We start from the raw sequence: 22,586 nt of genomic DNA on the forward strand, positions 1-22,586 counted from the left end.
GTATTTCAAAATCGCTCATATGCTCATGAAACGGCTGAAGTGAGGTCGTGATTACTGTCCGGACCGGGTCCGGCATGCTGAAGCCATGACGATCGACCTCGGCCACCACGGCGACAGCGAGGTGGGCGCGGGCCTGGTCGACCTCGCAGTCAACGTCCGGCACGAGCCCATGCCGGACTGGCTGGCCGAACCGCTCGCGGCGTCGCTGACCCGGCTCGCCGCCTACCCGGACGCGGCCGGGGCCACCGCCGCGGTGGCCGCCAGGCACCGGCGTGACCCGGCCGAGGTGCTGCTCACCGCGGGGGCGGCCCAGGCGTTCGTGCTGCTCGCCCAGGCCCTGCGCGGCCGCCGGCGGCCGGTCGTGGTGCACCCGCAGTTCACCGAGCCGGAGGCCGCGCTGGCGCACGCCGGGCACCGGGTCGAGCGGGTGCTGCTGCGGGCCGGGGACGGCTTCCGGCTGGACCCGCGCCTCGTGCCGGACGACGCCGACCTGGTCTTCGTCGGCAATCCCACCAACCCCACCTCGGTACTGCACCCGGCCGGCACGATCGCCGAGCTGGCCCGCCCCGGGCGCGTGCTGGTGGTCGACGAGGCGTTTTCGGACACCACCCACCGCGTCGGCGTCGAGGGCGAGCCCGAGTCGCTGGCCGGGCGCCGCGATCTGCCCGGCCTGGTCGTGCTGCGCAGCCTCACCAAGACCTGGGGCCTGGCCGGCCTGCGGATCGGCTACCTGCTGGGCCCCGCCGACCTGCTCCCGCGCCTGATCGCCTGCCAGCCCCTCTGGGCCGTCTCGACGCCCGCGCTGGCCGCGGCCACCGCCTGTGCCTCGCCGGTCGCGGTGGCGGCCGAGCGGGAGATCGCGGTGCGCCTGGCCGCCGATCGCGACCATCTGCTGCGCCGGCTTGCGCACGTGCCGAAACTCACGGTGGGCGGCACTCCGGCCAGTGCATTTGTGGCCGTACGCCTGGCCGGCGCCGACAAAGTGCGCCTTGAGCTGCGGGAACGCGGCTATGCCGTGCGCCGCGGCGACACCTTTCCCGGCCTGGGCCCCGATTGGCTGCGCATCGCCGTGCGCGACACTGCGACCACCGACGCTTTCGTGCGGACTTTGACCGCAGTGCTTTTGGAGAAACCGTGAACGAGGAGCGAGCGTGACCCTGGAGAGGACCGTGGCGGCCATCCGTCCCGCCGACGAGCCGGCCATGGCCGCCGCGCGCGAGTTGCAGGCCCGGCTCACCAAGCCGGCCGGCTCGCTCGGCGCCCTGGAAGACCTGTCGGTGCGCCTGGCCGGCCTGGCCGGGACGTCGCCGCCGCCCCTGCCCGACCCGGCGGCGGTGGCGGTCTTCGCCGGCGACCACGGCGTGCACGCCCAGCGGGTCAGCCCGTGGCCGCAGGAGGTCACCGCCCAGATGGTCGCGAATTTCCTGGCCGGCGGAGCGGTGGTCAACGCCTTCGCCCGCCAGGCCGGAGCCCGCGTCGTGGTCGTTGATGTGGGGGTCGCCACGCCGGTGCCGACCGGCGGGCCCGGACTGATTGAGGCAAACGTGCGGCGCGGGACCCGGGACATCACCGTCGAGGCGGCGCTGACCCGGGACGAGTGCCGGGCCGCCGTCGAGGCCGGCATCCGGATCGCCGGCGAGTTGGTCGAGGCGGGCGCAAAATGCCTGCTCACCGGCGATATGGGCATCGCCAACACGACGCCGGCGGCGGCTCTGATCGCGGCCTTCACCGGAACGGACCCGGCCGGCGTCACCGGCCGGGGGACCGGCATCGACGACGCCATGTATGCGCACAAGGTCGGTGTGGTCGCCGCCGCGCTGGCCCGGCACACGCCCGACCCGGCCGACCCGCTCGGCGTGCTGGCCTCGGTCGGCGGGCTCGAGCACGCCGCGCTGGCCGGCTTCGTGCTCGGTGCGGCCGCGCACCGCGTTCCGGTGATCATCGATGGGGTGATCGCCGTGTCGGGTGCGCTGGCCGCCGCCGCGTTCGCGCCGGATGCCGTCGCCGCCATGGTGGCCGGGCACCGTTCCGCCGAGCCGGGCGCCACCGTCGCGCTCGCGCACCTGGGGCTCGGCCCGCTGCTCGACCTGGGCATGCGGCTGGGCGAGGGCAGCGGCGCCGTGCTGGCCCTGCCGGTGGTCGCCGCCGCGGTCCGGGTGCTGCACGAGGTCGCCACGTTCGATGCGGCGGGAGTGTCCGAGAAATGAGCCTGTATCCGATGGCGTTGCGGCTGGCCGGCCGGCGGGTGCTGATGGTCGGCGGCGGCACCGTGGCCACCCGCCGGGTGCCCGCGCTGATCGCGGCCGGCGCCCGGGTCGAGATCGTGGCACCGGAACTCACGCCGGCGCTGCGCGGACACGTCGACGCCGGCCGGGTCACCTGGAGCGAGCGGCGGTTTGAGCCGGGCGACGTCGCCGGTGCCTGGCTGGTGCATGTGGCGGTCGACGACCCGGAGGCGGCGGCACAGGTCAGCGCGGCTGCCGAGGAGCACCGGGTGTTCTGCGTACGGGCCGACGACCGGGACGCGGCCACCGCGTGGACGCCGGCCGTGACCCGGCACGGCCAGGTGACCGTCGCCGTGACGGACGGCGGTGACCGGCGGCGGGCGATGGCCGTACGGGATCTGGTTGCCCACGCTCTGGAGAGTGACCCGCCCGCGGCGCCCGAGCACAAGGGGGTTGCCCTGGTCGGAGCCGGGCCGGGCGACCCGGAGTTGATCACCGTGAAGGGTCGCCGGCTGCTCGCGGCCGCCGATGTCGTGGTGGCCGACCGGCTGGTGCCCGGGATGCTGCTGGGCGACCTGCGGCCGGACGTCGAGTTCGTGGACGCCGCCAAGATCCCCTACGGTCCGGCCGCGGCACAGGAGGAGATCAACCGGATCCTGGTGGCGCGGGCGGTGGAGGGCAAGTTCGTGGTCCGGCTCAAGGGCGGTGACCCGTACGTCTTCGGCCGCGGCGGCGAGGAGGCGCTGGCGTGCGCGGCCGCGGGCGTACCCGTGCTCGTGGTTCCGGGGGTGACCAGTTCGATCGCGGCGCCGGCGCTGGCCGGCATCCCGGTCACCCACCGCGGGGTGGCGCACGAGTTCACGGTGGTCTCCGGCCACGTGGCGCCGGACAGCCCGCTCTCGCTGGTCGACTGGGCGGCGCTGGGCCGGATGCGCGGCACCGTCGTGGTGATGATGGGCCTCAAGAACCTGCCGGACATCGCGGCCCGCCTGATCGCCGAGGGCCGTCCCGCCGAGACGCCGGCGGCCGTGGTGCAGGAGGGCACGACCGCGCACCAGCGGACGCTGCGCAGCACGCTCGGCGCGGTGGCGGCGGACACCGCGCAGGCCGGTCTGCGGCCGCCCGCGACGGTCGTGATCGGAGACGTCGTCGACGTCGGGTTATAGGCCGACTACTGACGGGTACCCCAACGGTCATGGATGGACGACCGCAAATGATGCTGACGGGGATCGTGCTGGACTCGCCGGACGCCAAGGAACTCGCGGCGTTCTATCACCGGCTCCTCGGCTGGACCGTGACGCTGGAGGAGGACCACTGGGTGATGCTCGGTGCGCCGGCCGGCGGGCCGGGCCTGTCCTTCCAGACGGAGAAGAACTACGTGCGCCCGGTGTGGCCGCCCGGTCCCGGCGACCCGCAGATGGGCATGCACCTCGACATCCGCGTCGACGACCTGCCGGCCGCGGTGGCGCACGCCGAGAAGGCGGGCGCCACCCTGGCCGACTTCCAGCCCCAGGACCACGTCCGGGTCTGCCTCGACCCGGTCGGGCATCCGTTCTGCCTATACGTCGACGACTGAGCCGTCGGCCGCCGCGGCCGAGGCACCGGAGGCGGCGGCCAGCTCGTCGAGGAACGTGCGGGCCCACTCGGCGACGTCGTGCGTGCGCAGGTGCCGCTGCATGACCCGCATCCGGCGCTTCTGCTCGGCCGGCTCGGCCGCGACCGCGCGCAGCATCGCGTCCTTGACGCCGTCCGGGTCGTGCGGGTTGCAGAGGAACGCCTGACGCAGCTCGGTGGCGGCGCCGGCGAACTCGCTGAGCACCAGCGCGCCGCCGGTGTCACCGCGGCAGGCGATGTACTCCTTGGCCACCAGGTTCATGCCGTCGCGCAGCGGCGTCACCATCATCACGTCGGCCGCCGCGTACATGGCGGCGAGCTCCTGCTTGCTGACCGACTGGTGCAGGTAGTGCACGGCCGGCACGCCGACCCGGCCGAACTCGCCGTTGATCCGGCCGACCTCACGCTCCACCTTGACCCGCAGCGTCTGGTAGTGCTCGACGCGTTCCCGGCTCGGGGTGGCCACCTGCACCATCACGGCGTCGCCGACCTCGAGCTTGCCGTCGGCCAGCAGCTCGCGGAACGCCTTGAGCCGCAGCTCGATGCCCTTGGTGTAGTCGAGCCGGTCGACGCCCAGGATCACGGTCTCGGGGTCGCCCAGCTCGGCGCGGATCTGCTTGGCCCGGGCCTGCACGCTCGGGTCGGCGGCCATGCGTTCCATTTCGCGGGTGTCGATGCTGATCGGGAACGCACCGGCCTTGACCTTGCGCCCGTCCACCTGGATCGACTGGCCCTCGTACCGCAGGCCGAGCAGGTGCCGGGCCAGCCGCACGAAGTTCTGCGCGGCGAGCCGCTGCTGGAAGCCGACCAGGTCGGCGCCGAGCAGGCCGCGCAGCACCTCGGCCCGGAACGGCATCTGCATGAACAGCTCGATGGGCGGGAACGGGATGTGCAGGAAGAACCCGATCTTGAGGTCGGGGCGCAGCTCGCGCAGCATGGCCGGGACCAGCTGGAGCTGGTAGTCCTGCACCCAGACGGTGGCGCCGTCGTCGGCGACCTTGGCGGCGGCCTCCGCGAAACGCTGGTTGACCAACCGGTACGAGTCACGCCAGCGGCGCTTGTAGACCGGGGTCTCGACGGCGTCGTGGTAGAGCGGCCAGATCGTGGCGTTCGACTGACCCTCGTAATAACGTTCCAACTCGTCGGCGCTCAACGGCACCGGATAGATCTGAATGCCTTCCAGTTCGAACGGCTCGGGCGCTTCCCCGGTGCCGCCGGCCCACCCGATCCAGGTGCCGCCGTGCTCGGTGAGCACGGGATGCAGCGCGGTGACGAGTCCGCCCGGACTCGTGCGCCATTGCTTCTCGCCATCTCCTCCGATGACCTCATCGACGGGCAGACGGTTGGCGACTACGACGAAGGAACTTCGTTCGGCCACGCTGAGTGCACCTCCGGGTCGTTTCTGTTCCCCTTACCGAGCCTACTGTGCGTAGCTACTCGGCACCTGCCCAGTCTTGCGCAGCCGCGATGGACCGACGGGCTGCCGGGTGCCATTCTGGGCCGGTGACACCGTCCGACGATCTTTCCCCGCCTCGCCGGCCGATCTTCTTCCCTGTGGTCATTGCCACGGTTTTTCTCACGATCATCGGGATGACGGCGGGATTTGTGCTGGGCGAGCGGCACCGGGAGAGGCTGCGGTCGGACGACTTTCAGGTGAGCACGCCCACGCCGGCGGCCGATCCGAAGACCACCGACCCGACGACCGACCCGACGACCGGCCCGACGACCGGTCCGCCCACCCGGGCGGCCGGCCGGTCCTGCCCGCCGGAGAGCATCGAGACCGCGGCCGAACTGGGCCTGCGCACCGACCTCAACCAGATCATGAGAATTGTCACCGAGGAGGGCACCGTGGTCTGGATCTGCGAGGACGGCGCCGGTGCGCTCTACTACCAGGGCAAGACCGGCGGCCGGGACGCCCCCCTGGTGCAGAAGAAGAACGGTCTGTTTCTCACCAAGGTCGAAAGGCAAGGCGAGCAGGAGTACGAGGCGGTCGCCGAGAACGGCAACCGGATCGTGGTGACCGGTGAACGGCTCGAGGTGCATTTCGCCAACGGCGCGCCCAGCGAGATCAGCGAGGTCGCCGAGGCGCAGTGACCGCGGGAATCCGCGGCGCCACGGGTGGGGTTGTGCGAGATGCCGGTAGGCGACCTGGAAGGATTGCCTAGGAATATTGCAACTCATCACGCACGAAAATCACGATCACGGAGGTAGGGCACACCGTGGCCCAGTACATCTACGTCCTGGAGAAGGCGCGCAAGGCGCACGGCGACAAGGTCGTGCTCGACAATGTGACGCTGAGCTTCCTGCCGGGCGCCAAGATCGGCGTGGTGGGTCCCAACGGCGCCGGTAAGTCGAGCCTTCTCAAGATCATGGCGGGCATCGACAACGTCAGCAACGGCGAGGCCCGGCTGATGCCCGGCTACACCGTCGGCATGCTGGCGCAGGAGCCGCCGCTGAACGACGCCAAGACCGTCCTCGGCAACATCGAGGAGGCGGTGGCCGAGACCAAGGCCAAGCTGGAGCGGTTCAACAAGATCGCCGAGCAGATGGCGACCGACTACTCCGACGAGCTGATGGAGGAGATGGGCAAGCTCCAGGAGGAGCTCGACCACGCCGACGCGTGGGACGTCGACTCGCAGCTCGAACTGGCCATGGACGCGCTGCGCTGCCCGCCGCCGGACGCCGACGTCACCCAGCTCTCCGGTGGTGAGCGCCGCCGGGTCGCGCTGTGCAAGCTGCTGCTCCAGGCGCCCGACCTGCTGCTGCTGGACGAGCCCACCAACCACCTGGACGCCGAGAGCGTGCACTGGCTGGAGCAGCACCTGGCCAAGTACGCGGGCACCGTCATCGCCATCACCCACGACCGGTACTTCCTGGACAACGTGGCCGGCTGGATCCTCGAGCTGGACCGCGGCCGGGCGATCGGCTACGAGGGCAACTACTCGACGTACCTGGACAAGAAGGCTCAGCGGCTCGCGGTCGAGGGCCGCAAGGACGCCAAGCTGAAGCGGCGCCTCACCGAGGAACTCGAGTGGGTGCGGTCCAACGCCAAAGCGCGGCAGACCAAGAGCCGGGCCCGCCTGGACCGCTACGAGGAGATGGCCAGCGAGGCGGAGAAGACCCGCAAGCTGGACTTCGAGGAGATCCAGATTCCGCCGGGCCCGCGCCTCGGCAACACCGTCATCGAGGCCAACGACCTGATGAAGGGCTTCGATGGCCGGAACCTGATCGGCAACCTGTCGTTCTCGCTGCCGCGCAACGGCATCGTCGGCATCATCGGCCCGAACGGCGTCGGCAAGACCACTTTGTTCAAGACGATCGTCGGCCTGGAGAAACCGGATTCGGGCACGGTCCGGGTAGGAGAGACGGTCCACCTGTCGTACGTGGACCAGAACCGTGAGGGCCTCGGCGGCAACGAGACGGTGTGGGAGGTCGTCTCCGACGGGCTCGACCACCTGATGGTCGGCAAGGTCGAGATGCCGTCCCGGGCATACGTGGCCGCCTTCGGCTTCAAGGGTCCGGACCAGCAGAAACCGGTCAAGGTGCTGTCCGGCGGCGAGCGGAACCGGCTCAACCTGGCGCTGACCCTCAAGATCGGCGGCAACGTGATCCTGCTCGACGAGCCGACCAACGACCTGGACGTCGAGACCCTGGGCAGCCTGGAAAATGCGCTGCTGGAGTTCCCCGGCTGCGCCGTGGTGATCTCGCACGACCGGATGTTCCTCGACCGGGTCGCCACCCACATGCTGGCGTGGGAGGGCACCGAGGAGGAGCCGGACAAGTGGTTCTGGTTCGAGGGCAACTTCGAGGCCTACGAAAAGAACAAGATCGACCGGCTGGGCGCCGAGGCGGCCCGCCCACACCGGGTCACCTACCGCAAGCTGACCCGTGACTGATGACTGAGCGCTTCATCCACGACGTGTCCGTGCGCTGGTCCGACATGGACGCGTACGGGCACGTCAACAACGCGCGCTTCCTGACGCTGTACGAGGAGGCGCGCGTTGCGATGTTCTTCGTCGGCGCGCGCAAACACGGCCTCGGCTCGTTCGAGGAGGGCATCGTGATCGCCCGCCACGAGATCGACTACCTGCGACCGGTGAACTACGGCGAACCGGTCCGGGTCGAGATGTGGGTCTCCCAGCTGCGGGCCGCGTCGTTCACGGTGTCCTACGAGCTGTTCGACGACGACGTGCTGGCCAGCCGGGCCAAGTCCGTCTGCGTGCCGTACAACCTGGTCAAGGCCCATCCGCGCCGCCTCACCGACGCCGAGCGGGAGTTCCTCAACCCGTACGTCGGGTCGTACTGATGGAGGGCCGGCACGGCCTCGCCGGTGTCGCCGACGCCGGCGCCTTCCTGGCCCGGCTCACCCGGCTCGACCCGGCCGCGCCGGTGCGGCTGCGCCGGTCCGGCCACCGCACCGCGCTGTGGGCCCAGCTGCCCTGGGACGTGCTGGTCACCCGCGAGGTGGCCGGCGACGGCCCGGCGGACGCCACGGTCTCCGCCGCCGATCTGCTGGCGGTGCTGGCCGGCGGCGGTGACCGGCTGCCGGAGCGGCGGGATGCGCAGTGGCGCTGGCCGCTGCCGCCGGCCGCGGGCGAGACCGTCGAGTCGGTGGCCGGCGCCGAACTGAGCCGCCTGGCGGCCGCGGCGGCTGGCACGCTGCGCGAGGTGTCGGCCGGCGGGCTCGGCGGCCGGCAGGTCGGGCAGCGCGCGGTGCGCGACGCGCTGCTCGATCACGTGGCGCTGGTGGTGACTCCGCCCGAGGGCGAGCCGGTTGAGGTCTCGCAGCGCCTCGTTCAGGCAATTTCCCGGATGGGTTTCCTGGGACCCGAGGGTGCGGACGTCCCCGACACCCGGGTCCGGGTGGCCGGACGCTGGGTGGGTCTTTCGGCACCATATGGAGTGGCGTGGCTACAGGCTGTCAAGAAATTGACCGTTGTGCCTATAGGTGGTCACCCGAAAGGGTGATGCCGTATCGGACGACCGGTCCCGCCCTCCCGTTGGGGGGATGACCTCCGCGACCTGTACGGGTACCGTCGGCACCCGGATCCACTCGCTACGTCCGGCGGTGGGTCTGCTGGGGAGTGAGGTGCGCAACGATGCCGTGGTGGTCATGGCGTCCGGGCTCGGCGGCTGGTAATGCGCCGGAAGCCGACGGGGATTCCGCCGTCCGGAGCACAGTCCGTGTCGGTGTACCGGCTCAGCGTGAGCCGAGCCGGATGCTCAGTAGTGCTCCGGCCGATGTGGCCAAGAGCGAAGAGTCTGAACAGATTTCGCCAGTGACGCTGGCGCGGATCGGCAAGGCGCTCGACCTGCTCGATATCCGGTTCCTCGCCGACGGCGGCGGCAGCCTGCTGGCGATGTGGGAACGGCACGCGGTGCTGTTCACGCTCGAGGGACCGGACGACGAGATCCTGGTGATGCGTGCCCGACCGCATTCGACGGTCCCACCGGACTGGGCCGACCGGGCCTACCGCGTGGTCAACGAGTGGAACCACACCCGCCGCTTCTGCAAGGCGTACGTGGGCGATCCGACCGAGCGGGGCCAGCTCCCGATCTACGCGGAGCTCCAGGTTCCCCTCGCGGCCGGCGCCCACGACGCCCTCCTGGTCGAGATGCTCGACTGCGGTGCCGCCGTGGCGACGTCGTTCGTCGACTGGTTGCACGACGAAGGTGCTCTGCTCTAAAAGCACCGCTCTGGAAGCACCGATCTAGAGCGGGAACATACCCACCCGGCCGTGGTATTCGCGGCCCAGCTGGTCGGTGTCCGAGCCGACCAGCAGGCCGTTCGGGACCGCGACGAAGACCCGTACGCCCACCCCGCGGGCGCGGGTCGGGTTCCACGGCAGGGCACGACCGGTGCGCGGGCTCACCGCGCCGATGCCGGGCCGGGACACCGCGCCCGGGCCGGGGCCCTTCGCGTCGCTGCCGTACGGGTTGTCGAAGTAGCGCTGGTGCCCGCCCAGGTAGACGGCCGTGCCGGTGACCGCGACGGCGTACAGCGAGTCGCCGCCGGTGCGCTGCACCCAGGTCGGGTTGTGCCGGCCGGTGCCGGTGGCCTCGAAGCGGGCCGCCGAGTCGCAGAGCTTGTCCGGCGCCGAGGCACGGCCGGTGGCGACCACCACGAAGTACGAGCTGTCCGGCGCGAACTTCACCTGGCGCAGGTAGGTGTCGAAGCCCTTCATACACATGGGCTTGTACGCGTCGGTGTACCACCCGGTCAGCGTCGCCGACGGGCCGGCGACGTCGAACATGGCGATCTGGGTGCGGTCGTAGCCGCCGGACCGCAGCAGCGCGCCGACCGCGACCAGCTTGCGGCCGTCCGGTGAGATGTCGAAGTGCTCGACCCGGGTGCGGCTCAGGCCGGGTGCGGTGAGCCGGGCGTCGAAGCCGGTGTCCACCGCGCCGGTGGTCGCGCTCATCCGGGCCAGCGCGGTCCGGTTCACGCCGTTGACGGCCGAGAACGTGCCGCCTGCGTACAGGTGCGACCCGCGCGCGGTCAGCGCCCGTACGTCGCCCCAATTGATCTTTGCATTGAAGCCACTGACCCGCTGGCCGCCCATGGTGAACCGGGCCAGGCCGCGCTGCACCGTGCCGTTGACCGTCTTGAAGCCGCCGCCCGCATAGACCGTGCTGTCCGGCCCGGCGGCCAGTGCGTAGACCGCTCCGTCCAGCGCCGGCGCGAAGGCCCGGATGGCGCCGTCGCGCAGCCCGAACGCGAAGATGTTCCGCCGCGCGTAGGTGTTCCGGCGGCTGCTGTCGGTGACCTTGGTGAATGCGCCGCCCACCACGACCGTGTCACCGACCACGGCCATGGTCCACACGGTGCCGTCCAGCACATGCGGCGTGAAGTCGACCGGGTTGGTGGACACCACGGTGGGGTGGGCCAGGTCGGCCGCGGCGGGATGCGCGCAGGCCACGGCGGTGCTGACGATGACGGCGGCGGCGAGCAGTCGACGGCGCATGCGAGCGGCTCCAGGGCGCAGAAGATCGGCGGTTTGTCACCCGCACAACGAGCTACGTGCGCCCCGGAAACGATCAGGTGACCGGGTCCATCTTGTTGACCATGAAGTACGCCGCGCGCTCGAGATAGTCCCAGAGCGTTTTCTCGTACGCCTCCGGCAGCTCGAGCGAATCGACGGCCGCGCGCATGTGCAGCAGCCAGGCGTCGCGCTCCGCGGGCCCGACCCGGAACGGCGCGTGCCGCATCCGCAGGCGCGGGTGGCCGCGGCTGGCCGAATACGTGTTGGGGCCGCCCCAGTACTGCATCAGGAACAGGGTGAGCCGGTCGGCGGCCGGGCCGAGATCCTCCTCGGGATACATCGGGCGGAGCAGCGGGTCCTCGGCGACGCCCTCGTAGAACCTGTCGACGAGGCGGCGGAAAGTGGGCTCGCCACCGATGGCTTCGAAGAAATTGGCCTGGTCGGTCACGTAACTATCCTGCCAGGCGTGACGCCTAGGTCCGCTCGGGTGTGATGCGCGTCGGCACCGCGGCCACCCCGCGGGCCACCTGGGTCGGTGCGGCGGACGCCCGGGCTCCCGCGTCGACCGCCGCGGCGAACATCCGGTCGCTCGGCCAGCGGGCCGCCATCCAGCCCATCACCAGCATGCCGCCGATGCTCCACAGTCCCACCACCATGGGCAGGAAGAACCGGTCAGCGAGCAGGCCGGTGACGATCACGCCGGAGAACTGGCTCAGCTGCGTGCCGGTCTGCATTACGCCGTATGCCCGCGCCCGGTAGCCGTGCGGCAGGATCAGCACGAACTTGGCGTTCAGGGTGGGCACCAGACCGCCCTGTGCGAGGCCCGCGCACAGCACCAGCAGCGACACCACCACGGGCGGCGGCGCCAGCAGGGCGGGAATGAGCGGCATCACCGAGAGCAGGGCGAGCGGGCGCACCAGCTTGTCGCGCCGGGAAGGGGCGATCAGCCGGCCGATCACCAGGCCGCCGATCACGTAGCCGATCGGGCCGGCCGCCATGATCAGGCCCTGGTCGAGGCCGCGGGTCACCGGATCGGGGTTGCCCTGTGCCGCCCACGCCGCGGCCAGGCCCTCCGGCACGATCGAGAACGCGGTCAGCACGAAGATCATGCTCGCGATGGACCGCAGCGTGCGGCGTCCGAAGACCAGCCGGAAGCCCTGGGCGGACTCGTCGAGCAGGTGGCTGCGATGGGCCCGGGCGCTGGCCGCCGGGCGGTGCTGCACGCCGACCGCGATGAGCGCCGCCGAGATCGCGAAGGTGATCAGGTCGACCGTCAGCGCCACCCGCGGCCCGATCCCGGCCGCCAGGGCGGCGCCGACCAGATAGCCGAAGACCTGCGCGGCCTGCCCGGTGGTCTGGTTGAGAATCACCGCGGTCGGCAGCTTGTCCCGGCCGACCACCTGCGGCAGCAGGGCCGAGCGGGCGGCCTGGGTGGGCGGCGTGCCGAGGCTGATCAGGAAGACCAGGACCAGCATGATCGGGATCGGCACCTGCGGCAGGAGCAGCAGCGCGAGCGGGACCATCCGGGCCAGATCGGCAAAGATCAAGACACGGCGGTACGGGTACCGCTCGGCGAGCGCGGACAGCAGCGTGCCGCCGATGATCCAGGGGAGGAAGCTGACCGCGAACGCGGCGGCCGACATGAGCACCGATTCGCTGCGCTGATAGACGAGCACGGTGACGGCGGCCTTGGCCAGATAGTCACCCAGCCAGCTGACGAGTACGGACGCATAGATGGCGCGGTACTCGCGGATGGCGAGAACTGTCCGGAAGGTAACCGGACGGTCCCGCTCCGTCACCACGGCGGCGTTGTCGGCCGCGCGTGCAGCGGGGTCTTCGGACACCAGGTCCTCCATCGATCTCGGTGCATGCCGGGTCACGGCACGCACCGGGCACGCCCAGCGGAAAGGTCCGGTGGGAACGTGATGCCGCATGTGCAGATGCTCAAGCGGATTCTGCCCGATCGTCCGAGTCGATGCTAGGGCGTACGGCCGTTTTGTCGGCCGTTCGGAGGAGGCCCGGCCTCCCCCGGACGAGCTAATCCCTGCTCAAGTGGCCCCACCCGGCCGCTGGTCGGGTTCGGACGATTGGAGATAGTTCGGCGGCACCGCGGACCGCGGCAGCAATCGCGACGCAGCGATGCGTTCGGACAGTCCGGAACTCTCCAGCGCCTCGGTCAGCGTCTGCCGCAACTCGCGCTGCAGGATGGCCTGGCCGTCCGCCGTGGTCTTGGCGATGGTGCGGATCACCGCGCCGTCCACGGTGAGCTGTTCGACGCCGACCACGTCCGGCGGTTCCAGGAACTCGGTGCGGTGCTCAGGCGACTCGGCCACCGTCTCGGCGGCCCGGCGCAGCACCGCGATCGCCTCCTCGGAGTTGACGAAGCCGATCGGGATGTCGATCACCACGAGGGCCCAGCCCTGGCTCTTGTTGCCGACCCGGATGATCTCGCCGTTGCGGATGTACCAGAGCACGCCGCGCATGTCCCGGACCGTGGTGATGCGCAGGCCGACCGACTCGACGACGCCGACCGCCTCGCCCAGATCGACCGTGTCGCCGACCCCATACTGGTCCTCGAGCAGCATGAACAGTCCCGCGATCAGGTCCTTGACAAGACTCTGCGCGCCGAAGCCGAGCGCCACGCCGACGATGCCGGCACTGGCCAGCAGCGGGCCCAGGTTGAAACCGAGTTCGCCGAAGACGAGCAGCGCGGCCATCGTGAAGACCACCGCGGTGACGAAACTGCGCAGCACCGAGCCGATCGCCTCGGCCCGCTGCCGGCGGCGTTCCGGGATGAACTGGCCCTGTCCGTCCTCGGCGGCCGGGGTGGCCTTCTCCTTCAGGGGTTTGAGCAGGGCGGGCATCGAGGCCCGGGTGGAACTGGTGGTCAGCCGGCGGATCGCCCGGTGCAGCAGCCAGCGGATCAGGATGGCGACCAGGATGATGCCGACGATCCGCAGCGGCTTGGCGATCAGGACATAACTGCTGGAGGCGAGCCACTGGTTACCGGTCCAGTCGAGGACGCTGCTGCACAGCCAGTCCTCCGGGCACAGCTTCTCGACGTCCGGGATGGTGACCGAGACCGACGGGGCCGGCGACGGTGGCGGAGCGGATAGGAACACGGGAAGCCACCGTACCGGGCGAACCTCGCCCGGCTATCAGGTGCCGCACAGCGCGCAGACCTCAGACGTTTACCGTCCGGCTACGGATTGCGCTCGCAATTTGGTCATTCATCAGGGACTATTGGCGCACGAGGCATCGCCACCGACGCCTCGGTGACGAATCACGGACGCATACGGGAGCGCTGCAGCACCTACACCGAAGGGTGATCGCGATGCCTGACATACGACCCACAGTGGGCTCATCCGCGTTGGTTCTGAACGCCACCTACGAGCCGCTGTGCGTCGTATCTGTGCGTCGAGCGACCATCCTCGTCCTGACCGCCAAGGCCGAGGCCGTCTCGGACGGCGACGGCATCCTGCACAGCGTGCACTACAACCTCCCGGTTCCCTCGGTGGTCCGCCTCACCCGGTACGTGAAGGTGCCGTACCGCACCCACGTCGGCCTGTCCCGCCGCGCGATCTTCGCCCGGGACGGCGGCCGCTGCGCCTACTGCCGCGGCTCGGCCGAGACCATCGACCACGTGTTCCCGCGCAGCCGCGGTGGCCTGCACGCCTGGGAAAACGTGGTGGCCGCCTGCGCCAAGTGCAACCACAGCAAGGGCGACAAGACGCCGGCCGAACTCGGCTGGCGACTGCACCAGATACCGGCGGCGCCCCGCGGGGTGGCCTGGCGGGTGCTCGGGCACCGCACGCCCGACCCCCGTTGGGCAGACTGGCTCGATCTCCCCGCCGCCCCGGCCGTCACGGCCGAGGCGGCCTAATTTTTTCTAGGCCAGTCTTTTCTAGGCCAGATTTCTCTAGGCTTTGTCCGTTTCGACCAGCGAGGCGAACACGATGACGTTGTCGGCGTAGCCGACGTTGCCGCCCACCCAGCGGCCGCCGCAGGTCATCAGGCGCAGCGACGGGCGGCTGAAGTCGCCGTACACCCGCTGCACCGGCAGTTTGCCCTTGTCGAAGCGCTCGACCGAGTTGACCTCGAAGATCGCCACCGAGTTGTCGGCGCGCAGCACCTCGATCCGCTCGCCCGGCTTGAGCTTGGGCAGGTTGTGGAAGACCGACGGGCCGGTGCGGGTGTCCGCGTGCCCGACGATCAGCGCCGGCCCGAACTGACCCGGGGTGGGCCCGCCCTCGAACCAGCCGGCCTCGTTGTGCCGGCGCAGCGGCGGGACGCCGACCGAACCGTCCTCGGCCAGGCCGACGTCCAGGACCGGCGCCTCGACCTTGATCGCGGGGATGGTGAGCCGCTCCGGCCGGCTCGGGTTGAGTACCGGGAACGCCCGTGGCGGTGGCTCGTCCGCGCGGCCGAACAGGTTGGGCAGGTCGATCGCGGTGGCCGCGCCGATGCCCATGGCCACCACGAACAGGCCCAGGAAGAGCAGGACCAGCGCGATCAGCCCGACCGGCCAGGCCCGCTTGCCGCGGATCGGGCGGGGCGGCTGCCTGGGTTTGGGCTGGCCGGCCCGGAACGGGTGGCGGCCGGGCATCCGGGGCGGCGGCGGCAGCGGTCCGGTGATGGTCCCGGGCGGCGGGGCGACGACCTGGGCGGGACGCTTGCGTACCACCGACTCGGGCATGCGTGGGCCGGTCACCGGGGGGAGCGGTCGGCGAGCCACCGGCGGCCTCAGCCGACGCGCCGGCGTCGCAGGGTCCACAGCCCTAACACCGCCCCGGCCACCAGGATGGCCAGCCCCGAGCCGATCAGCATGGGCGCGTTCCGGCCCGGCGCCATACCGCCGCCGCCGGTGGCCGGGCCCTGCGCCGGCTCGACCTTGGCCACCACGTGCACGGTGGCCGAGGCCGTGGTGCCGTCCGGGCAGCGCAGGTCGACCCGGTAGTCGCCGGGCTCGGTGCTGGACGGCACCCGGACGGTCGCGGTCAGGAACCCGTACTGCGGGGTGACCGTGACCGAGCCGAAGAGGCCGGACGAGACGGTCGCGGATTTGAGGTTGTCGTCACAGGAGGCCCGCAGCCCGACCTCATCGCCGGCCGGGACGGTGTTCGGTGTGATCTCGATGAAGGCGGCCGCCGCGTGCGCGGCCGGAGCCTGCACGAACAGGACGGGAAGGCCCAGAACGAGCGCCGCCAGGGCGGCGGGGACGGACATGCGCATGGAATCCCCCTCCTGCCGTTCGAGGGCACCCGGACACGAACGGCGCGTGTGGGTGATTTTCGCATCTCGGTGCCATTCCAAGAAGATCTCGACGGCATGAGAAGACACCCGACGGTCCGGGCGATCACACACTCCGCTACCGTGACTGGTGTTCGGATCCAACTGGGAACGCTGGCGCCTGGGGGCGTTGAGGTTGTCGACATCAAGCACGCTTCTGGTCTTCGTGGTCATTCCGGCCGCCGTCATCGCGCTGGTGGCCGCCCTGGTCCTGTCCGGCAGTGACCGCACCCGGCGCAGCAGCCGCCGCTACCGTCCCGGCCGGCCCTACGACTTCCAGCCGATCTGGTTCCTGGCCTCGCCGGAGCAGGTCAGCACCGCGGCCGCCGGCGCGCATGCCGCCCGTCCGGCCATCGCCGGCCCGGTCCTGGAGGACAGCTCCGGAGCCCGGGTCCTGCCCGGACCGACAGGAGGCGCAAGTGACAGTTGGTGACGTGCAGCAGACGCACGAGCAGAAAAACCAGCCGCTGACCGCGCTGGACGAGCCGGGCGGCGACACCATCGCGGCCGCGCCGGAGCTGACCCGGTCCGAGCCGGGCGCCCTGGCTGCCGACGGCCCGTTCACGACCCGTCAGCTGCTGCGGCTCGACGAGGCGCTGCGGGTGGCGGACAGCTCGACCGGCCTGACGTTCAGCGTCTTCGTCGGCGAGCTCCCGACGCCCACCCGGGCGTACGCCGAAAAGCTGCACAAGCAGATCGACGACTCGGCCCACGCCGTGCTGATCGCCGTCTCGCCCAACCAGCGCCGCCTCGAGATCGTCACCGGCAACGAGGCCCGCAAGCGCATCTCCGACCGGGATGCCAAGCTGGCCGGCCTGTCCATGGCGGCCGCCTTCGCCGGCGGCGACCTGGCCGGGGGAGTGCTGTCCGGGATCGACCAGCTGGCCTCACACGCGGGCCGCCACTAAAAACACGGCTCTGTGCCAAATCGGAACCTTCTCGCGCCCGAAACGCGGCGGTAACAACGCTGCGTAAGTACGCTGACACTCCACGGTGATGGAGGTGGTCCGCTTTGGTGATGACGACTCCGGCCTCGACCCCGCCCCGATGGAGCGCCCCCGAGGGCGTGTGGACCGAACCCGATCTGCACCTGTTCCCGCAGGACGGCCACCGGTACGAGATCGTCGACGGTTGTCTGCACGTGACGCCGCCGCCGCCCGAGTCGCACGAGGCGGTGGTCCGTGCCGTGGTCACCACGCTGCGCGCGGCCGCACCGCCGGGCTGGTGGGTCTGCGATCGCCTAGGCATCGCCATCAATCAGGGGACCAGCGGTGAGAGCAATCTGGTACCGGACGTCGCGGTGCTGCGGCCACGCTCGTCCGGCGCGGTCTGGAGCGACCCCGCCGACGTGGCGCTGGTGGTCGAGGTCGAGACGCCGGCCACCCGCCGCTACGACCGCACCCTCAAGCCGGCCCTGTACGCCGAGGCCGGCATCCACGCGTTCTGGCGCATCGAGGCGGGCCGGGCCACCCCGCTGCTGCGCACCTTCGTGCTGAGCGGCAGCCGCTACCGCCCGGGCCACAGCGTCGAGGGCGCCGAGCCGGTCAAGCTCGACGCCCCCTATCCGATGCGCATCGCCCCGGCGGCCTGGCTCTAGCTCAGCCGGCGGAACGGTCCTTGGCGCGGGCCTTCAGGGCCCGCACCACCCCGTCCCGGCCCTCGGCGACCAGGCGCCGCAGCGACGCCGGCTGCCCGTCGCGGGCCAGCCAGGTGTCGGTGAGCGCGATGGTCTCCTCGGAGATCTGGTAGACCGGGTACCCGAGCATCACGAACTCCTGGGCCGGCTCGCTGTCCGAGCGCTGCCACACGTCGGCCACCACGTCGAAGAACTTGGCCGCGTACGGTGCCGTCAGGGCCACCTGCTTGGAGCTCTGGAAGCCGGACAGCAGCGAGCGGTTCAGCCAGTTCGGCACGCCGGCCTCGTCGGTCAGCTCGGCCCAGACCGCCGCCTTGTTCTCCGCGGTCGGGATCAGCGCGCGGGCGATCGCCGCCTCCCGCTCGCCGCTCGCGGTGCGGTCGGCGGCCAGTTCGTCCTCGATCTCCTCGCGGGTGGCGGCGCCCAGCGAGGACAGCGACTGGAGCAGCTGCCAGCGCAGTTCGGTGTCGACCACCAGGCCCTCCGGCGCGCCGGTGCCGTCCAGCCAGCCGCGCAGCACGGCCTGTTCGGCCGGGGTGCGGGCGGCGCCGATGAACGACCGGGCCCAGGACAGCTGCCAGCCGCTGCCCGGCTCGGCGCTCGCCAGCGCGGTGCGGGCCATCTCGGCCAGCTTGGCCCAGCCGGTCGGCTGCCACTCCGGGTCGGCGTACTGGGAGATCGCGCTGGCCGCCTGCCGCGCGGTCCAGGTGGTCAGGTTGATGTCGGTCTCCCGGGGCAGGCCCGCGCAGACCAGCGTGACGTAGTCGCGCGCGGCCAGTTCGGCGTCGCGCAGCATGTCCCAGGCCGCGTTCCAGACCAGCGCCCGGGACAGCGACGACTCCAGGCCGGCGATGTGGTTGACCACGGTCGCCATCGAGCGCTCATCCAGCCGCAGCTTGGTGTAGGACAGGTCGTCGTCGTTGAGCAGCAGCACGTCGGCCGCCCGGACGCCGGTCAGCGCGGCGGCCTCGGTGCGCTCGCCGGTCACGTCCAGCTCGATCAGGTCGCGCCGGACCAGCCGGTCGCCGTCCAGGTCGTAGAGGCCGATCCCGATCCGGTGGGTGCGCAGCGTCGGGTAGTCGGCCGGGGCCTCCTGCTGCACCACCACGCTGGTGTAGGTGCCGTCCGGGCCGATCTCGACGAGCGGGCGCAGCGTGTTGACCTGCGCGGTCTCCAGCCACTGGGCGGCGAACTTGCGCAGCTCGCGGCCCGACGCGACCTCCAGCTCGACCAGCAGGTCGTCGAAGGTGGCGTTGCCCCAGGCGTGCCGCTGGAAGTAGGCGCGCAGGCCGGTCACGAACGACTCCAGACCCACGTACGCGACCAGCTGCTTGATCACGCCCGCGCCCTTGGCGTACGTGATCCCGTCGAAGTTGACCTCGACGGCCTCCAGATCGGGCATCTCGCAGTAGATCGGGTGCGTCGAGGACAGCTGGTCCTGGCGGTAGCCCCAGCTCTTGCGCACCGAGAGGAACGTGGTCCAGGCGTCGGTGAAGCGGGTGGCCTCGGAGTTGCACCAGTGGCTGGCCCACTCGGCGAACGACTCGTTCAGCCACAGGTCGTTCCACCAGCGCATGGTGACCAGGTCGCCGAACCACATGTGGGCCAGCTCGTGCAGGATCGTGTTGGCTCGCTGCTCGTACTCGAAATCGGTGACCTGCGAGCGGAACAGGTAGTGCGCCTCGGCGTGCGTGACGCAGCCGAAATTCTCCATCGCGCCGGCGTTGAAGTCGGGCACCCAGAGCTGGTCGTACTTGGGCAGCGGGTAGCGCACGCCGAACTGCTCGTGGAAGAAGTCGAAGCCCTGCTTGGTGATCAGGAACAGGTCGCCGGAGTCCAGGTACGGCGCCATCGAGGCCCGGCAGAACGCGCCCAGCGAGATGCCGTCGTGCTCGTCCCGCACCTCGTGGTACGGCCCGGCGCAAATCGCGCCGATGTAGGTGCTCATCCGCGGCGTGGTGGCGAAGTGCACGGTCTTGGCGGCCGGTCCGGCTGGCTCGGTGCGCTCGGCCGGCATGTTCGAGACGACCTTCCAGTGCTTCGGCACGGTGGCGTGCCAGGTGAAGACGCTCTTCAGGTCGGGCTGGTCGAAGCAGGCGAAGACCCGCTGCGCGTCTGCCGTCTCGAACTGGCTGTAGAGGTAGATCTCCTTGTCCACCGGGTCGACGCTGCGCTGGAGACCCTGACCGCTGGCCGAGTACGCGAAGTCGGCCTCGACCACCAGGCGGTTGTCCGCCTCGAGGCCGGTCAGGGCCAGCCCCTTCTCCGGGGAGAAGCCGCCGAGGTTCAGCTCGCGGCCGTTGAGCGTGGCCGAGCGCACGGTGGCGGCCGCGGTCTCGATGAACGTGTCGGAGCCGGGCTCGGCGCAGGTGAAGGTGACCACGGTGGTGGACCGGAAGGTTCCGTCGCCCGGATTGCCATGTCCGTCGGTGACGTCCAACGTGATGTCGTATCCGGTCACCTCGAGCAGGCGGGCGCGATCGGCGGCCTCCACCTGGGTCAAGTTTCGAACTCCGGCCACAGCCACTCTCCTTAAGAGCGCACGAGCTTTTCTCCGCCAGACTATGCGGAGCGTGCGTGTCGTACCTCACCCGGAGTGCGGCCTACTTCCGGCTGTCGGGAGATAGTTGCTTGGTGAAGTATCGAACCATGACTGAACGCGCCACTGTCGACATGTGGTTCGACCCGATCTGCCCCTGGGCCTGGATGACCTCGCGCTGGCTGCACGAGGTGGAAAAGGTCCGGCCGTTGGACGTGCGGTTCAACGTGATGAGCCTGTCGGTGCTGAACGAGGGCCGCGACGAACTTCCGGAAAACTACAAGGAGATGCTCCAGCGCGGCTGGGGACCGGTCCGGGTGTGCATCGCGGCTGCCGAGGCCGCCGGGCCACAGGTGCTCCGCGACCTCTACACCGCCCTCGGCAACCGCATCCACCTGGAGAAGTACGAACTCGGCGAGAAGCTCTACACCGAGGCGCTGACCGAGGTCGGGCTCGACTCGGCCCTGGCCGACGCGGCCGGCAGCAACGCCTTCGACGAGGCGCTGCGGGCCAGCCACAACGCCGGGATGAAGCCGGTTGGCACCGACGTCGGCACCCCGGTGATCCACGCGCCCGGCCCGGTGGCCGGCGAGACCGTCGCGTTCTTCGGCCCGGTGGTCACCCCGGCGCCCAAGGGTGAGGCGGCCGGCAAGCTCTGGGACGGGGTGGTGCTGGTGGCCGCGACCCCGGGCTTCTTCGAGTTGAAGCGGTCCCGCGACATCGGGCCCATCTTCGACTGAAGTGCGGTAAAAGCGCCGCCAACCGCGCCTCCGGGTCGTTGGATGAGGTGAACAAACCTCGTCCAACGACCGGGAGGCGTGGGCAATGTCCGAGAGCGAAGCGGTCGCGTCGTCGACAATCGCCGTCCACCGCTGCAATTGGGGCAATCTGTCCCCTGACCTGGCGGCCATGGTGGCGCCGCCGGTGATCGTCTCTGCCGCCCCGGTTGGCCGGCCCGTCGGGGCGTGGCGCAAGGCACAGTTAGCAAGGTCACGCGGCAACATGCCCGTCGCGCGGCACCACCGCCCTACCAGGTAAATTGCGGCCTATGACGGTCGTGCATCCGATCAGCCGGGCCTGGATCACCACGGGGGGCACCGGCGCTCAGAACTACGACGAGTTCGCCGACGACGCCGAAATCACCGCCATCATTTCCGCCAATCCCCACAGCGCGCTCGCCGTCGAGATGCCGCACCTAGCTCCCAAAAATGTCGGAACCCCCTTTTCCGACTCGCTTCCCGACGCGGTCGCCCGTCTCGCACTGGCGCGAGCCGAGGGCAAGTACGTCCCCGCCGAACACGTGATCGTGCTCTACCGCATCACCGGCACCGGCCAGCCCGCGTACGGCCTCTGGACGATGGTCGACACCGACCAGATCTCCGCCAGCGCCGGCGAGAGCGGCCTGGTGATCCGCAACGAGGAAGTCTTCATCGAGAAGGTCCGGGAACGGATCGCCCTGTTCCAGTCGCTGGACACGCTGCTCTCACCCGTACTCCTGCTCCAGACCGCCAAGGGTGACGAGCTGCACGCGGCCCTCGCGGCAGCCACCGAGGCGGCGGGCGAGCCCGACGCCACCGACACCGACCAGACCGGCCGCACCCACGCCATCTGGGTTGTCGGCGCCGGTTCCCTCCAGGACGAGCTGCTCGCGCTCGCCGGCGGCGGGGAACTCGTGGTCGCCGACGGCAACCACCGCAGCCTGGCCGCACAGACCGGCCGGCTGCCGCGCTTCCTCGCGGTGGTCACCACCCCCGCGTCGGTCGCGATCCAGCCGTACAACCGCCTCGTCACCGAGCTGTCGATGCCGCTCGGCGAGCTCCTCGACCGGCTGCGCCAGGCCGGCGCCACGGTCACCGAGCAGTCCCGTCCGGCCGCCATCCCGGCCAAGGGCAGCGTCGAGCTTTACGTGGGCGGCCGCACCATCGAGATCCGCCTGCCCGCCGACCCCGGCCTCGCCGACGTGGACAACCTCGACCACGCCCTGGTCGAGCGGGTCCTGCTGGGCGACGCCCTGGGCCTCGACCCCGGCGACAAGCGGATCCACTACGTCGGCGGCGACTACCCGGTCGAGTGGCTGGTCGGCGAGGTCGACGCCGGTCACGCCGAGCTGGCCGTGCTGATCCCGCCGGTGAGCGTCGAGGACTTCGTCGAGGTCAACCTCGAACGCCAGAAGCTGCCCCGCAAGAGCACCTGGTTCACCCCCAAGGCGCGCGGCGGCCTGGTCCTGGCGCAGCTCGGCTGACGACTTCCGCGGGCCGGTTGACGGGGCATCCCCGTTCACCGGCCCGCGGCGTCTGAGA

24 protein-coding genes are annotated in these 22,586 nt (G+C 70.7%); 16 read left to right on the top strand and 8 right to left on the bottom strand.

The genetic code is table 11. From position 1 onward, the window contains the following. Positions 1-85: 85 nt before the first annotated feature. The 4 genes from cobC to Ari01nite_RS38990 are packed head-to-tail and all read left to right on the top strand — an operon-like array spanning position 86 to position 3,801. Positions 86-1,138, top strand: coding sequence for an Rv2231c family histidinol phosphate aminotransferase CobC (gene cobC, locus Ari01nite_RS38975; protein ID WP_203788096.1), 1,053 nt, complete (start codon positions 86-88; stop codon positions 1,136-1,138). Positions 1,139-1,151: 13 nt separating this feature from the next. Next, entirely contained in the window at positions 1,152-2,207 is a 1,056-nt protein-coding gene (cobT, locus tag Ari01nite_RS38980) for a nicotinate-nucleotide--dimethylbenzimidazole phosphoribosyltransferase (RefSeq protein ID WP_203788098.1), read from the top strand. Beyond that, positions 2,204-3,391, top strand: coding sequence for a uroporphyrinogen-III C-methyltransferase (cobA, locus tag Ari01nite_RS38985; RefSeq protein WP_203788100.1), 1,188 nt, complete (start codon positions 2,204-2,206; stop codon positions 3,389-3,391). Before cobT ends, cobA begins: the two co-directional genes overlap by 4 nt. Before the next feature lie 29 nt (positions 3,392-3,420). Further along, complete coding sequence (locus tag Ari01nite_RS38990; RefSeq protein ID WP_239163395.1) at positions 3,421-3,801, top strand: VOC family protein; 381 nt, start codon at positions 3,421-3,423, stop codon at positions 3,799-3,801. Here the strand turns inward: Ari01nite_RS38990 and Ari01nite_RS38995 are convergent. Beyond that, the gene (locus Ari01nite_RS38995; RefSeq protein ID WP_203788102.1) at positions 3,784-5,217 is read right to left on the bottom strand and encodes an alpha,alpha-trehalose-phosphate synthase (UDP-forming); all 1,434 of its coding nucleotides are present in this window, start codon (positions 5,215-5,217) and stop codon (positions 3,784-3,786) included. The genes Ari01nite_RS38990 and Ari01nite_RS38995 overlap by 18 nt on opposite strands. Positions 5,218-5,429: 212 nt before the next feature. Between Ari01nite_RS38995 and Ari01nite_RS39000 the strand changes: the two genes are divergently transcribed. From Ari01nite_RS39000 to Ari01nite_RS39020, 6 genes are all read left to right on the top strand, one after another. Continuing rightward, positions 5,430-5,933, top strand: coding sequence for a hypothetical protein (locus Ari01nite_RS39000; protein WP_203788104.1), 504 nt, complete (start codon positions 5,430-5,432; stop codon positions 5,931-5,933). A gap of 125 nt (positions 5,934-6,058) precedes the next feature. Next, a complete protein-coding gene (gene ettA / locus Ari01nite_RS39005) occupies positions 6,059-7,735 on the top strand; it encodes an energy-dependent translational throttle protein EttA (RefSeq protein WP_203788106.1) in 1,677 nt (558 codons plus the stop codon). Continuing rightward, positions 7,735-8,145: an acyl-CoA thioesterase gene (locus Ari01nite_RS39010; protein WP_203788108.1), complete on the top strand. Its 411-nt coding sequence runs from the start codon at positions 7,735-7,737 to the stop codon at positions 8,143-8,145. Before ettA ends, Ari01nite_RS39010 begins: the two co-directional genes overlap by 1 nt. Then, complete coding sequence (locus Ari01nite_RS39015; RefSeq protein WP_203788110.1) at positions 8,145-8,807, top strand: DUF8185 domain-containing protein; 663 nt, start codon at positions 8,145-8,147, stop codon at positions 8,805-8,807. The genes Ari01nite_RS39010 and Ari01nite_RS39015 overlap by 1 nt, the downstream gene beginning before the upstream one ends. Before the next feature lie 40 nt (positions 8,808-8,847). Next, the gene (locus Ari01nite_RS51105) at positions 8,848-8,979 is read left to right on the top strand and encodes a hypothetical protein (protein ID WP_275410917.1); all 132 of its coding nucleotides are present in this window, start codon (positions 8,848-8,850) and stop codon (positions 8,977-8,979) included. Next, positions 8,939-9,526, top strand: coding sequence for a type III secretion system chaperone family protein (locus tag Ari01nite_RS39020; protein WP_203788112.1), 588 nt, complete (start codon positions 8,939-8,941; stop codon positions 9,524-9,526). The genes Ari01nite_RS51105 and Ari01nite_RS39020 overlap by 41 nt, the downstream gene beginning before the upstream one ends. Before the next feature lie 24 nt (positions 9,527-9,550). On the opposite strand, the gene Ari01nite_RS39025 is transcribed toward Ari01nite_RS39020, so the two are convergent. The 4 genes from Ari01nite_RS39025 to Ari01nite_RS39040 all read right to left on the bottom strand — a co-directional run bounded on the left by Ari01nite_RS39025 (position 9,551) and on the right by Ari01nite_RS39040 (position 13,944). Continuing rightward, the gene (locus tag Ari01nite_RS39025; protein WP_203788114.1) at positions 9,551-10,804 is read right to left on the bottom strand and encodes a PKD domain containing protein; all 1,254 of its coding nucleotides are present in this window, start codon (positions 10,802-10,804) and stop codon (positions 9,551-9,553) included. Between the two features lie 73 nt (positions 10,805-10,877). Next, a complete protein-coding gene (locus Ari01nite_RS39030) occupies positions 10,878-11,270 on the bottom strand; it encodes a globin (RefSeq protein ID WP_203788116.1) in 393 nt (130 codons plus the stop codon). A 25-nt stretch (positions 11,271-11,295) separates the two neighbouring features. Next, a complete protein-coding gene (locus tag Ari01nite_RS39035) occupies positions 11,296-12,666 on the bottom strand; it encodes an MFS transporter (protein ID WP_203788118.1) in 1,371 nt (456 codons plus the stop codon). Positions 12,667-12,870: 204 nt separating this feature from the next. Beyond that, positions 12,871-13,944, bottom strand: a complete 1,074-nt coding sequence (locus Ari01nite_RS39040; protein WP_203788120.1) for a mechanosensitive ion channel family protein — start codon at positions 13,942-13,944, stop codon at positions 12,871-12,873. A gap of 212 nt (positions 13,945-14,156) precedes the next feature. Between Ari01nite_RS39040 and Ari01nite_RS39045 the strand changes: the two genes are divergently transcribed. Then, positions 14,157-14,705, top strand: coding sequence for an HNH endonuclease (locus Ari01nite_RS39045; protein WP_203788122.1), 549 nt, complete (start codon positions 14,157-14,159; stop codon positions 14,703-14,705). 36 nt (positions 14,706-14,741) lie between these two features. Here the strand turns inward: Ari01nite_RS39045 and Ari01nite_RS39050 are convergent, their stop codons facing one another. Then, on the bottom strand, positions 14,742-15,518 hold the full coding sequence (locus Ari01nite_RS39050) for a class F sortase (RefSeq protein WP_203788124.1): 777 nt from the start codon (positions 15,516-15,518) through the stop codon (positions 14,742-14,744). Positions 15,519-15,565: 47 nt separating this feature from the next. Beyond that, entirely contained in the window at positions 15,566-16,054 is a 489-nt protein-coding gene (locus Ari01nite_RS39055; RefSeq protein ID WP_203788126.1) for a hypothetical protein, read from the bottom strand. 148 nt (positions 16,055-16,202) lie between these two features. Between Ari01nite_RS39055 and ctaJ the strand changes: the two genes are divergently transcribed. From ctaJ to Ari01nite_RS39070, 3 genes are all read left to right on the top strand, one after another. Then, positions 16,203-16,544 (top strand): aa3-type cytochrome oxidase subunit CtaJ, encoded by a 342-nt coding sequence (gene ctaJ / locus Ari01nite_RS39060; RefSeq protein WP_239163396.1) that lies wholly within the window; start codon positions 16,203-16,205, stop codon positions 16,542-16,544. A 67-nt stretch (positions 16,545-16,611) separates the two neighbouring features. Continuing rightward, positions 16,612-17,019 carry a DUF5130 family protein gene (locus Ari01nite_RS39065; RefSeq protein WP_438872275.1) on the top strand — a complete coding sequence of 136 codons (408 nt, stop codon included), beginning with the start codon at positions 16,612-16,614 and terminating at the stop codon, positions 17,017-17,019. A gap of 110 nt (positions 17,020-17,129) precedes the next feature. Then, the gene (locus Ari01nite_RS39070) at positions 17,130-17,708 is read left to right on the top strand and encodes a Uma2 family endonuclease (RefSeq protein ID WP_203788128.1); all 579 of its coding nucleotides are present in this window, start codon (positions 17,130-17,132) and stop codon (positions 17,706-17,708) included. A 1-nt stretch (position 17,709) separates the two neighbouring features. On the opposite strand, the gene pepN is transcribed toward Ari01nite_RS39070, so the two are convergent. Continuing rightward, positions 17,710-20,268 (bottom strand): aminopeptidase N, encoded by a 2,559-nt coding sequence (pepN, locus tag Ari01nite_RS39075; protein ID WP_203788130.1) that lies wholly within the window; start codon positions 20,266-20,268, stop codon positions 17,710-17,712. A gap of 128 nt (positions 20,269-20,396) precedes the next feature. Between pepN and Ari01nite_RS39080 the strand changes: the two genes are divergently transcribed. Further along, positions 20,397-21,026: a mycothiol-dependent nitroreductase Rv2466c family protein gene (locus Ari01nite_RS39080; RefSeq protein WP_203788132.1), complete on the top strand. Its 630-nt coding sequence runs from the start codon at positions 20,397-20,399 to the stop codon at positions 21,024-21,026. A gap of 308 nt (positions 21,027-21,334) precedes the next feature. Then, a complete protein-coding gene (locus Ari01nite_RS39085) occupies positions 21,335-22,528 on the top strand; it encodes a DUF1015 family protein (RefSeq protein WP_203788134.1) in 1,194 nt (397 codons plus the stop codon). Positions 22,529-22,586: the final 58 nt, after the last annotated feature.

This window comes from Paractinoplanes rishiriensis (assembly GCF_016862375.1).
Taxonomy (GTDB): domain Bacteria; phylum Actinomycetota; class Actinomycetes; order Mycobacteriales; family Micromonosporaceae; genus Actinoplanes; species Actinoplanes rishiriensis.

Excerpts from the sequence above, each read along its gene's own strand:
- cobA (WP_203788100.1), top strand. The coding sequence starts at position 2,204 with ATGAGCCTGTATCCGATGGCGTTGCGGCTGGCCGGCCGGCGGGTGCTG.
- Ari01nite_RS39015 (WP_203788110.1), top strand. The coding sequence starts at position 8,145 with ATGGAGGGCCGGCACGGCCTCGCCGGTGTCGCCGACGCCGGCGCCTTC.
- Ari01nite_RS39085 (WP_203788134.1), top strand. The coding sequence starts at position 21,335 with ATGACGGTCGTGCATCCGATCAGCCGGGCCTGGATCACCACGGGGGGC.
- Ari01nite_RS38990 (WP_239163395.1), top strand. The coding sequence starts at position 3,421 with ATGGATGGACGACCGCAAATGATGCTGACGGGGATCGTGCTGGACTCG.
- Ari01nite_RS39050 (WP_203788124.1), bottom strand. The coding sequence starts at position 15,518 with ATGCCCGAGTCGGTGGTACGCAAGCGTCCCGCCCAGGTCGTCGCCCCG.
- Ari01nite_RS39045 (WP_203788122.1), top strand. The coding sequence starts at position 14,157 with ATGCCTGACATACGACCCACAGTGGGCTCATCCGCGTTGGTTCTGAAC.
- Ari01nite_RS39020 (WP_203788112.1), top strand. The coding sequence starts at position 8,939 with ATGCCGTGGTGGTCATGGCGTCCGGGCTCGGCGGCTGGTAATGCGCCG.
- cobC (WP_203788096.1), top strand. The coding sequence starts at position 86 with ATGACGATCGACCTCGGCCACCACGGCGACAGCGAGGTGGGCGCGGGC.
- Ari01nite_RS39055 (WP_203788126.1), bottom strand. The coding sequence starts at position 16,054 with ATGCGCATGTCCGTCCCCGCCGCCCTGGCGGCGCTCGTTCTGGGCCTT.
- Ari01nite_RS39025 (WP_203788114.1), bottom strand. The coding sequence starts at position 10,804 with ATGCGCCGTCGACTGCTCGCCGCCGCCGTCATCGTCAGCACCGCCGTG.
- Ari01nite_RS39000 (WP_203788104.1), top strand. The coding sequence starts at position 5,430 with ATGACGGCGGGATTTGTGCTGGGCGAGCGGCACCGGGAGAGGCTGCGG.
- Ari01nite_RS39010 (WP_203788108.1), top strand. The coding sequence starts at position 7,735 with ATGACTGAGCGCTTCATCCACGACGTGTCCGTGCGCTGGTCCGACATG.
- Ari01nite_RS39070 (WP_203788128.1), top strand. The coding sequence starts at position 17,130 with ATGACGACTCCGGCCTCGACCCCGCCCCGATGGAGCGCCCCCGAGGGC.
- Ari01nite_RS39080 (WP_203788132.1), top strand. The coding sequence starts at position 20,397 with ATGACTGAACGCGCCACTGTCGACATGTGGTTCGACCCGATCTGCCCC.
- Ari01nite_RS51105 (WP_275410917.1), top strand. The coding sequence starts at position 8,848 with ATGACCTCCGCGACCTGTACGGGTACCGTCGGCACCCGGATCCACTCG.